Below are 11,267 nucleotides of genomic sequence, written 5' to 3'. Positions count from 1 at the left end.
AAGGTAACTAATCTAACTAACTATTTAACATTCATTCTAGTTAACATAATATCTATTCTAGGAAGCTAGTTCAAATCAATAAAATAAGAGCAAATCCGTGCTATAATTAAATTATTGTAGTTAACTGTCTATTTTCTATAATCTTCTACAATCTGTACCTTATGATTACATAAAACAATTATTAGTTTATTATAGTACGCTTCATTTTTACATTTACCCAAGGAGTTGATCTACATATGCATTACGAAAGCAAAATTAGACCACATAATGCTGATCGTGTAACGAAAAATACAACAATTAGCCGCAGTTTGCTCGAACAAATCAAAGTAATTGCAAATCACAAACAAGTTCCGTTTAATCAATTACTCGCTGAAGGAATTGATCACGTATTATATACTTATAAGAAACCTAAAGAATTTAAGACCCCGGTTAAACCATTGGATCGAATCCAAATGGGCACAACATTTAGCAACATTCAATATGACTTGCTAAAAGATCGTGCACGCAGGCTAAAAACACACACAAACACATTAATTGAAATTGGAATGGAATTTATTATCGAAAAATATCAAAATGCTTAATTCTAACCCTCCCTCATATTTTTCTATTTTTAAGTTTACATAATATTATTATGATAAACTTCCATTTTTTTTCTTCTTTTAACCTCCATTAACTTTATTACGAATATTAATCGATTCTTCCAGCAGCTACTCCATCTCCGCATAGCTTTCTTACGAGCAACTAGTCATTCAGTATAGTAAACACTCCTATTCTCCAACACCTACTCTTTTTACAAGGTAAACACTAATTATGCCCGCCTCTCAGGCTTCATACAGATTGCCATTTTAAGATACTTAATGGCGCTTCCTCCCTTCTAATTCATTTTAATATTTGAATCTTTCCTCCTTTTTTAGTATGTTTTTAATATCTAATGTCGAAAGGATCGAGTTCTGATGACCAAAAAGCTATATTATGAAAATCCTTATTTAGCAAGATGGACAACTACGATTACCAATATAATCACAAAGAATGACTATTTCCTTGTTACCCTAGAAGAAACAGCATTTTATCCTGAAGGTGGTGGACAACCATCTGATACAGGACTGATTGATAATATTAACGTTTTGGATGTCTTTCAGGAATCTGGCGAAGTATATCATAAGCTCCCCCATCCTCCAGAAAAACAGACGGTTGAATGTCAAATTGATTGGGAGCTACGATATGACCACATGCAGCAGCATACTGGCCAACACTTGCTGTCAGCAATTTGTATTGATGAATATGATGCACACACATCAAGCTTCCATTTAGGAAAAGACACCGTTTCAATCGATTTAAGTGTTCCAGAATTTAGTGATGCTCAGCTTTTACATATTGAAAACCAAGTAAATAAAGCTATTTATGAAAACCGAGAAATTAAAACTTATTTTGTTTCTAAGGAAAAAGCCGGCACCCTCCCTTTACGAAAAATGCCTGATGTTGAAGGCGATGAAATGCGGATTGTGGAGATTGAAGGAATAGATACATCTGCATGTGCGGGTACCCATGTTTCTAGAACTGGCGAATTAGGATTAATGAAGCTATTAAAAACAGAAAAAAGTAAAGGAAAGACACGTGTTTACTTAATATTTGGAAATCGAGCTCTAGAAGATTACCGGGCAACACATTCGACCTTAGCCTCTTTAGCAAACCAATATAGTACAAATCGAGAAGGTCTCATTGAAAAAATTACAAAAATAGAGGAAGAAAACAAACGATATCAAAGAGAAATTGAGGAGTTAAAAGGTAAATTGAATCAATTTTTTGCACAGGAACTGATTCAATCTCACGACGGACCCATAATTATCAAGAATTTCGAGGATACACCATTAAAAGAACTTCAAGGAATTGCAAAACAAATCAATGAATCATCGAATCAATGTGTTATTTTTACAACAACGCTTGAAAATAAGCTACTTATCTCACATAATGGCTCATTCCCAGTTCAATGTGGCCAATTATTCAAACAAGAATTAAAAAATTATTTTGGGAAAGGTGGCGGCAATAACACCACNNAAATTAAAAGAAACAAAATAATACAAAAAGCTACCGTTTAGGTAGCTTTTCTTAAATTTTTTCCGAATTAAAGCCGAGATTGATTACTCCAGCCTTTGTTAGTGAATCGTAAAGGATAACGAGTAGTGGTCCAAGTAGTAAACCAACGATCCCAATTATTTTAAATCCTAAATACATGCTAATGAGCGCCGCTAATGCACTAATACCGAAGCTTTGCGAATATATCTTTGGTTCAATAATTTTCCGAATCACCGTAATTAGTACAAACAGAATCAATAATCCTACTCCAAGCTTGGTGTTCCCGTTAATTAAGACAAAAACGGCCCATGGAACAATGAAAGATCCAGTCCCTAGTATTGGTAGTAAATCGACTAAAACTATTAGCAATGAAAGAATTAAAAGATACTTAACATCTAAAATCCAAAGCCCAATATAAGTAATAATAAATGTTACCCCACTAAGGACGATTTGTGCTTTTAAAAAGCCGACAAATATCTTTTTCAATTGGGTTGTTACAATTTTCACCTTTTCAATTGAACTCTCCTGAAGCATGTCTTTAAGCTTATTTTTAATTGTAGGGAGATCATTCATGAAAAGAAAAGCTGCAACTAAATATACAATTAGCTCTAATAATAGTTGTGGTAGGCTTGAAACAAAACCAAAAGTTCCCTCTGTAATATTCCTGGCTACAACAATCAATAAATCCTGGAAAGAATACAGGGTATTCATGATTGAATCAAAGACTTCCTTTGGCAAATCCTCAAAATAAGTTTCAAATTGTTGAAAAGTCGCAATGATTTGATCCGTATCAATGCTTGAGACATAAAACGGTATATTTTTCACAAGAGTAATCAATTGATTAATAATAACATTGACTAATAAATACCCCAAAAATAATACGAATACTAGGAAAACGACAAACGTTACTGTTACAGAATAAAGTCGTTTAAATCGGTATTTTGTGGTTAATAAATTAACAATTGGCTCCAATAAAAGAGCGGTTAAAAAGGCTAAAATTAATGAAATTGACATTGGTAATAAATACAATGCAACGATTAAGGCTATTACAAGAATAACATTTCTTTTATTAATATATTTTTTAATCATATTCGCAATATTACCTACTCTCTAAGTAAAGCTTATAAAATTATTGTACAGTAAAGTAGACATATTTAAAATATAAATATTTTTCGAAATCAAGACTTTTGGTTTGACAATTTTCATCACCAAAAAACAGCTACCAATTAGTAGCTGTTCTTTCGTAACATTATTTCGATTCGTCATTTATTTCTTCATGCGTGACAATCCAAGTATCAACAACTTCGCCCGCTTCATCTGTATCTACTACAAACGAACCATTGCTATAGCGATCATTTGGACGTAACGAATTTGTTTCAACGGATTCCATTTTTCCATTTTTGGTTTTGAGGAAAAGTTCATCTACATTTGTCACAAAATGTGCTCCAGCAATGCGGTGTGGATGATTCTTCAACTCACGAAGCATGACTAATCCACGTTTTGCACGTGTTGCTTTTTCAAATTCCGAGATTTTCATTTTCTTGACAGCACCACGTTGTGTAACAACTGTTAATTCAGCCGGTGTTGATGGTGGCACGACGTATCCAGCGACTACATAATCATCATCCTTTAGATTAATTCCTTTAACCCCTGCTGCTCGTTGACCAACAATATTGACTTCTTCTTCCCCGAACCATAGTCCATAGCCTAGATGTGTAACTAGGAAGACATCCATATTTCCATTAGTGATATGAACATTTACGACTTCATCATCATTCTTCAGGTTAATCGCAACAAGTGGTTTTGAATATCGTTGTGCTTTATACAACGATAGCTCTGATTTTTTCACCATTCCATTTTTCGTGATGAAAAGAAGATATTCAGGCAGTTCAAAATTTGTAACTGGGAATGCCTCAATAATGAACTCATCACGGTCTATACTTATTATATTAGCAACATGCTGACCAAGGTCCTTCCACCTTATATCAGGAAGCTCGTGTACTGGAATATATAAGTAGTTCCCCTTGTTTGTAAAAAGAAGTAATGTGTCCGTTGTGTTGATTTCGAATTGGCGTAACAATCGGTCCGTATCCTTCATGCCAAAATCAAGACCGTTGGATGCAGCATATGAACGTGGGCTTGTTCGTTTTACATAGCCGTCCTGGGTTACAGTTACGATTACATCCTCGGATGGAATCATTACCTCAAGATTAATTTTAATCTCTTCAATCTCATCTTCAATTTTTGAACGTCGATTATCGGCATACGTCTTTTTCACACGCTTTAGGTCTGTTTTAATAACTTGTAGAAGCTTACTTTCATTTTGAAGAATTTCAACTAATTCGCTAATCTTTTTGTTTAACTCATCAAATTCCTGCTGTAGTGCTGTAATGTCTGTGTTTGTTAAACGATATAGTTGCAAGGAAACAATCGCTTCTGCCTGAGGTTCTGTAAATCCAAATTTATCAATTAAGTTATTTTTCGCATCCTTTTTATCTTTTGAAGCACGAATTGTTGCAATGACTTCATCTAAGATTGATAAAGCTTTAATAAGACCTTCAACCACATGTTGACGTTCACGTGCTTTTTCCAATTCATAATGTGATCGATTGGTAATAACCTCTTTTTGATGGTTAATATACGCATCCAAAATCATCGGTAAACTCATCAATACTGGTCTTCTATCTAAAATTGCAACCATGTTAAAGTTATAGGTTACTTGAAGATCAGTATTTTTATAGAGGAAATTTAAAACTCCATGTGCATCTGCGTCTTTTTTTAGTTCTATGACGATTCTTAGGCCTGTTCGATCTGTTTCATCACGGACTTCACTAATCCCTTCCACTTTACGGTCTAAACGAATCTCGTCAATTTTTTTAACCATATTGGCTTTATTTACTTCATATGGGATTTCAGTTACGACAATTTGCTGTTTTCCACCACGAAGATCCTCAATGTCCGCTTTTCCACGAACAATGATTTTTCCTTTTCCTGTTTCATAAGCTTTCTTGATCCCTTCAATCCCTTGGATAATACCGCCAGTTGGGAAATCAGGTCCCTTAATTACCTGCATAAGTTCATCAACTGTTGAATTTGGTTTGTCGATTCGCGTAATAACGCCGTCAATAACCTCACCCAGATGATGTGGTGGAATATCAGTTGCATATCCTGCTGAGATTCCAGTTGAACCATTTACGAGTAAATTAGGAAAACTAGCCGGTAATACAACTGGTTCATTACTTGTATCATCAAAGTTTGGAATAAACTCAACTGTTCTTTTCTCGATATCACGTAAAAGCTCGGAAGCAAGACTTGAAAGACGTGCTTCCGTATAACGCATCGCTGCTGGTGGGTCACCATCATTACTACCGTTATTTCCATGCATTTCAACTAAGACATTTCGAACCTTCCAGTCCTGGCTCAAACGAACCATTGCATCGTAAACAGACGTATCACCATGTGGATGGTAGTTACCGATAACGTTTCCGACTGTTTTAGCCGATTTACGGAAACCTTTATCAGAAGTATTTCCTTCAACATGCATCGCATATAGAATACGTCTTTGAACTGGCTTTAAACCATCCCTTGCATCTGGTAATGCACGATCTTGAATTATATATTTACTATATCTACCGAAACGATCACCAATAACATCCTCAAGAGGTAGATCACGATATTTTTCTGTTTGTACCATCTATTTGTTACTCCCCTTCTACGACCGATAAATTTTCATTGTCCAAAATATTCGAATCATCGTCAAGGCCAAAGGCAACATTTGATTCAATCCACTTACGGCGTGGTTCAACCTTATCACCCATAAGTGTTGTTATTCTACGCTCGGCTCTTGCTCCATCATCAATTCTGACTCGAATTAGCGTTCTCGTTTCGGGGTTCATCGTTGTATCCCATAGTTGATCTGCATTCATTTCTCCTAAACCTTTATAGCGCTGAATCATATAACCTTTTCCTATTTTATTTATTGCACCCTGTAACTCGTCATCACTCCATGCATATTCAATGACTTCCTTCTTACCTGCCCCTTTACTTACCTTATAAAGAGGTGGAAGGGCAATATAAACCTTACCCGCTTCAATTAAAGGCTTCATATAACGATAAAAGAACGTTAAAAGCAAGACTTGAATATGCGCCCCATCAGTGTCTGCATCCGTCATTATGACGATTTTGTCATAATTGATATCTTCAACAGTAAAGTCCGCACCTACTCCGCCGCCGATTGTATGAATAATGGTATTGATTTCTTCATTTTTAAAAATATCAGCAAGCTTTGCTTTTTCCGTATTTATCACTTTACCTCTTAGTGGAAGTACCGCTTGGAAACGACGGTCACGCCCTTGTTTGGCTGATCCTCCAGCGGAATCACCCTCAACTAAGTAAAGTTCATTTTTTTCAGGGTTTCGGGATTGAGCAGGAGTTAGCTTACCACTCAATAACGTTTCAGATTTCTTGCGTTTTTTCCCGCTTCTAGCTTCTTCTCTCGCTTTTCGAGCAGCTTCTCTTGCTTGGGAAGCTTTGATTGCTTTTTTTACTAGAAGTGTACTTACGTCTGGGTTTTCCTCAAGGAAATATGAAAGGTTTTCGGACACAACTGAATCAACAGCAGAACGTGCTTCACTTGTTCCAAGCTTACCTTTTGTTTGACCCTCAAATTGTAATAATTCTTCAGGTATGCGAACAGACACAATCGCCGTTAATCCTTCACGAATATCAGAGCCATCAAGATTTTTATCCTTTTCTTTTAATTGGCCCGTTTTCCGCGCATATTCATTAAAGGCACGAGTTAATGCCGTCTTTGATCCAACTTCATGAGTACCTCCATCCTTTGTTCTAACGTTATTTACAAAGGATAAGATATTCTCTGAATACCCATCATTAAATTGAAAGGCGAAATCTACTTCCATTCGGTTCTGAACACCCTCGAATGATACAACAGGATGTAATGCATCCTTTTCCTCGTTCAAGTATTCCACAAACGCTTCAAGGCCATTTTCATAATGATAAACATCACGGAAATCATTACGCTCATCTATAATTTCAATTTTCAACCCTTTTAATAAAAAAGCTGATTCTCTCAAGCGTTCACTTAATATTTCAAAATTAAAAGTCGTTGTACTAAAAATCGTTGTATCTGGCTTGAAATGGATGGTCGTACCTGATTGATTCGTTTTCCCGATGTTTTCTAGTGTAGTAGCAGGTTTTCCACCGTTTTCAAAGCGCTGCTCATAAACAAATCCATTACGCTTAATTGTAACAGTTAGCCACTCAGATAATGCATTTACAACAGAAGCTCCAACCCCATGGAGACCCCCACTTGCTTTATAGCCACCTTGTCCAAATTTTCCACCCGCGTGCAGCACTGTGAAAATAACCTCTGGTGTTGGCTTACCCATTTTATGCATCCCGGTTGGCATTCCACGTCCCTTATCCTGGACACTTATGCTATTGTCTTTATGGATTTTAACAATGATGTGATTTCCATAACCAGATAAAGCCTCATCCACTGAATTATCTACAATTTCATAGACAAGGTGGTGAAGACCTTTACCATCGGTGCTTCCTATATACATACCAGGTCTTTTTCTAACGGCTTCAAGGCCTTCTAATACCTGAATTGCATCATCATTGTAATCAAATTGTTGCTTAACCAAAAAACATACCCCTTTCATATACAAAACACTTGGGAGATTACCCAAGTACATAGCTAACAAATAGCTTCTCTCTATATAAGTAGTTTCACTAATATAAGTATATCTTACTTTACAGAACAAATGTTTTGTTTTTTAACGCCCTATCTTTTATTTTATATCTTTATCCAGATTTGGCAAACCGTTTCTCGCAAAAAGGCGAAAATCCTTGTGTAAAAACAAGGATTTTTATCTCGTGTTCTGTTATTTTGTCAGCGCATGCTCAACCTTAATACAGCGATCCATGACAACTGTATACCCACGATCCTTTAAGAAGTTGTATGCTTCCTCACTTACACAACCGAGCTGTGACCAAAACACATCTGCATCAATTTCATCAAATTCTTTCGCAACGTCCATTAAATGCTCAGAGCGACGAAAAACATTGACAATATCAATATGCCCTTCAATATCTTTAATTGACTTAACGGCTTTTACACCTAATGCCTCATCAATAGTTGGATTTACAGGAATGATTTCGTATCCAGCATCCTGCATGGCCTTACTTATCATATTTGAAGTTCTTTCAGGCTTATCTGATAATCCTACAACAGCAATCCTTTTACTTCTCTTTAAGATTTTACCCAGTTCAGCACGAGTTGGAATTTCCAATGTCATAGCCTGCATCCCCTTATTTATATTTTGATTTACATTCTAAGTGGTAGATATTTTATCTCTCATAGTATTTCGGTCCATAGCATAGATATTCCTGCATTTATTTAGATTTTCAACGCTAATGTTTGTTTTTATAAGAATTTCAATCATTTTTTGTCGAATTTTAAAAAAAATTCATCTCAAGGAAAAAATTTTAGTATAATGAGTATACTTGTACAAGCATGGTATAATTCCAAAAGAATGGTACAATCGGTGCAGGTTGCATTTATATTTATTATTTTATTAAAGGAGTTATGTGTATGAATATAGTTATTATACTCCTTGCTTACCTTCTTGGTTCAATTCCTTCAGGGTTAATTGTAGGGAAGGTTGGCTACGGTATTGATATACGGGAGCATGGCAGTGGAAATTTAGGTGGGACTAACACTTTTCGAACACTTGGGAAAAAAGCCGGTTTAATCGTAACGATTGCTGATATTTTAAAAGGAACATTAGCAACCTTACTTCCTTTTCTTTTATTGGGTAATTCGTATCCTGATTATTTCCCTTTATTAGTTGGTTTGGTTGCGGTAGTTGGTCATATGTATCCGATTTTCGCTGGTTTTAAAGGTGGGAAAGCAGTCGCAACCTCAGGTGGAGTTCTATTGGGATATAATCCAATTCTGTTTTTGACGATTTTAATATTCTTTTTTATTTTCTTAAAATTGACGAAGATGGTTTCTCTATCTTCTATGCTAGTTGCAATTTATTGCGTCACTTTCAGTATTGTGTATAGTATATTTTATAAAACAGATTATCCTTTAATCATAGCTGTTTCATTACTAGCAGCATTTGTATTTTATCGTCACCGTGCAAACATCTCCCGGATAAAAAATAAGACAGAACCTAAGATTAAATGGTTATAAAAGAGACGTGTGAACCTAATTGGTCACACGTCTTTTTTTCTAGATAAATTGATCAAAAAATTCCAATATTTTTCGGTTTACCTTGATTTCATTTTCCTTCTTCGAAAATCCATGTCCCTCATCCGCAAGCACGAGATATTCGACTTCCCTGCCTTTATCCTGTAATGCCTGTACGATTTTATCAGATTCTGCTTTTACAACACGGGGATCATTAGCACCTTGGATAACTAACATCGGCTTCACCATGCCATCTAAATGGGTAATTGGTGAAAACTCTATTAACTTCTCTCTGTCCTTCACAGGATCACCAACCCATTGATTCATGACAGGCTTCCAATGCTCGGGAACTGAATCAATAAAAGAAAATAGATCGCTTGGTCCAAAGATATCAATTACAGCTTTAAAGTATTCGGAATGCTTACCATGAAGTAAAAGTGCCATATATCCCCCATAGCTACCACCTAAAAGTAGGATTTTATCGCGGTCAGCATATTCATTTTTGATTAACCATTCAAGCCCTTCGATATTATCTAGTCGTGGTCCATGGCCCCAGTCACCTTCTACCATTTTCGTAAATTCCAAACCATAACCAGTTGAACCACGGAAATTCGGTGCAAAAATACTATACCCCCGATTAACTAAAAATTGAAACATTGCTCGAAAGGATTTTCTTTCTGAAGCCTGTGGTCCACCATGTGGCCATAGAATCAAATGTCCATTTGAGATATCCGATTTTGCCTTGAAAAGTAACGCCTCGATTTCTTGGCCATCAAATGATGGATATGTGATGACATCGGGATGGACCAGCTCTTCCTCACTTACCCCAGGAACTCTGTAATTGGTACACGCTTCCCATATATCTTCATTAACAAGGCGCTTGTAGATGTTAAATGGACTTGTAGCCGAACGTCCAAGAACATAGAGGTTATCATTTTCTGTTACGATCAACTTTTCAATAACGGATGTTGGAGAAGTAAGCTTTTCTAATTTACCTGATTTCATATGAAATGCATATAGAAAATCCTCAACACCCTTTTCACTCACAATATAAATTAGTTGAGATTTCTCATTATATTTTATTGACTTGAAATCTTCCATTTCAAGTGAAACAACTTTTGAAAATTGATTCGTATTCACATCATATTTTGCAAGATAGGAAAATTCATCATCATAATCTGTTACTAAGTAAATCGTAGTTTCAGATGTAAATAACACATCCGAAACAGTATGTTGTTGATCGGTTTCAGGAGTTAAGCGATTTTCCTTACCGTCTTTATGTAAAAAGGCTAATGAATATGTGTTTGCAAAATGCTTTAGATAGATTTGACTACCTTCATTTGGACTGAGTGCAACTAAATAGGTTGCTGCATCTTTTCCTTCGTTAATAATTGCCTCTTCTTCTGTCACTAAGTCAAAACAGTATGAATTCAAACACATTGCATTGTCCTTCGTTGAAGTATAATACAATTTTTTTCCGTCCTTTGAAAAAATTGCAATCATGTGACGATGTCCTTCTTGAATTCTTACTGGTCTTAACTCCCCACCCTGTGGCTGTATTGCATATAATTGCGTATTTTCATCACCATCTTTATCAAAACCTGCAATCAAAAATTGACCATTCTTATCATAAATTAACTCCTGACAACTTTGATCAATAAATGTTAGGGGATAAGGGAATTGGGATGGTAAGTCCATTGCCCAAAGATTATATTTTCCACTTAAATTCGTACTAAATACTAGCTGACTTTCATCTGGACTAATAGAAAAGTTTTGAATACCAAAGGTTCTAAAAAACTGTTCTACATCTGGCTTTTGAAATTTCATCAATGAACACCTACTTAATCTTAAATTAATTTCATACTGAAATAAATTCGACAGCTTTTCTAATTATCCTTCCTAGTTATTTCGACTAGTGAAATACCTTAAAAATAATTGACAATATTCGATAAATTTCTAACATTTTTTCATAGTT

At 35.5% G+C, this 11,267-nt stretch carries 8 protein-coding genes; 3 read left to right on the top strand and 5 right to left on the bottom strand.

Annotated features, from left to right (window positions below):
• Nucleotides 1-236 precede the first annotated feature (236 nt).
• Both V7147_RS15160 and V7147_RS15155 read left to right on the top strand, forming a co-directional pair.
• On the top strand, nt 237-581 hold the full coding sequence (locus V7147_RS15160; RefSeq protein WP_335368678.1) for a hypothetical protein: 345 nt from the start codon (nt 237-239) through the stop codon (nt 579-581).
• A 372-nt stretch (nt 582-953) separates the two neighbouring features.
• The gene (locus V7147_RS15155) at nt 954-2,096 is read left to right on the top strand and encodes an alanyl-tRNA editing protein (protein ID WP_335368677.1); all 1,143 of its coding nucleotides are present in this window, start codon (nt 954-956) and stop codon (nt 2,094-2,096) included.
• A 10-nt stretch (nt 2,097-2,106) separates the two neighbouring features.
• Here the strand turns inward: V7147_RS15155 and ytvI are convergent, their stop codons facing one another.
• The 4 genes from ytvI to V7147_RS15135 form a co-directional block, all read right to left on the bottom strand.
• Complete coding sequence (ytvI, locus tag V7147_RS15150) at nt 2,107-3,162, bottom strand: sporulation integral membrane protein YtvI (protein ID WP_335368676.1); 1,056 nt, start codon at nt 3,160-3,162, stop codon at nt 2,107-2,109.
• Nucleotides 3,163-3,322: 160 nt separating this feature from the next.
• Complete coding sequence (gene parC, locus V7147_RS15145) at nt 3,323-5,767, bottom strand: DNA topoisomerase IV subunit A (RefSeq protein WP_335368675.1); 2,445 nt, start codon at nt 5,765-5,767, stop codon at nt 3,323-3,325.
• Between the two features lie 7 nt (nt 5,768-5,774).
• Nucleotides 5,775-7,757: a DNA topoisomerase IV subunit B gene (gene parE, locus V7147_RS15140; RefSeq protein WP_335368674.1), complete on the bottom strand. Its 1,983-nt coding sequence runs from the start codon at nt 7,755-7,757 to the stop codon at nt 5,775-5,777.
• A gap of 222 nt (nt 7,758-7,979) precedes the next feature.
• Nucleotides 7,980-8,393: a CoA-binding protein gene (locus V7147_RS15135; protein ID WP_335368673.1), complete on the bottom strand. Its 414-nt coding sequence runs from the start codon at nt 8,391-8,393 to the stop codon at nt 7,980-7,982.
• Nucleotides 8,394-8,689: 296 nt separating this feature from the next.
• Between V7147_RS15135 and plsY the strand changes: the two genes are divergently transcribed.
• Nucleotides 8,690-9,295: a glycerol-3-phosphate 1-O-acyltransferase PlsY gene (gene plsY / locus V7147_RS15130; protein ID WP_335368672.1), complete on the top strand. Its 606-nt coding sequence runs from the start codon at nt 8,690-8,692 to the stop codon at nt 9,293-9,295.
• Nucleotides 9,296-9,334: 39 nt separating this feature from the next.
• Here the strand turns inward: plsY and V7147_RS15125 are convergent, their stop codons facing one another.
• Nucleotides 9,335-11,119 carry a S9 family peptidase gene (locus V7147_RS15125; protein ID WP_335368671.1) on the bottom strand — a complete coding sequence of 595 codons (1,785 nt, stop codon included), beginning with the start codon at nt 11,117-11,119 and terminating at the stop codon, nt 9,335-9,337.
• Nucleotides 11,120-11,267: the final 148 nt, after the last annotated feature.

It is taken from the genome of Bacillus sp. JJ1521 (genome assembly GCF_036965165.1).
Taxonomy (GTDB): domain Bacteria; phylum Bacillota; class Bacilli; order Bacillales; family Bacillaceae_L; genus Ferdinandcohnia.
This window is presented reverse-complemented; position numbering and strand designations above follow the sequence as displayed.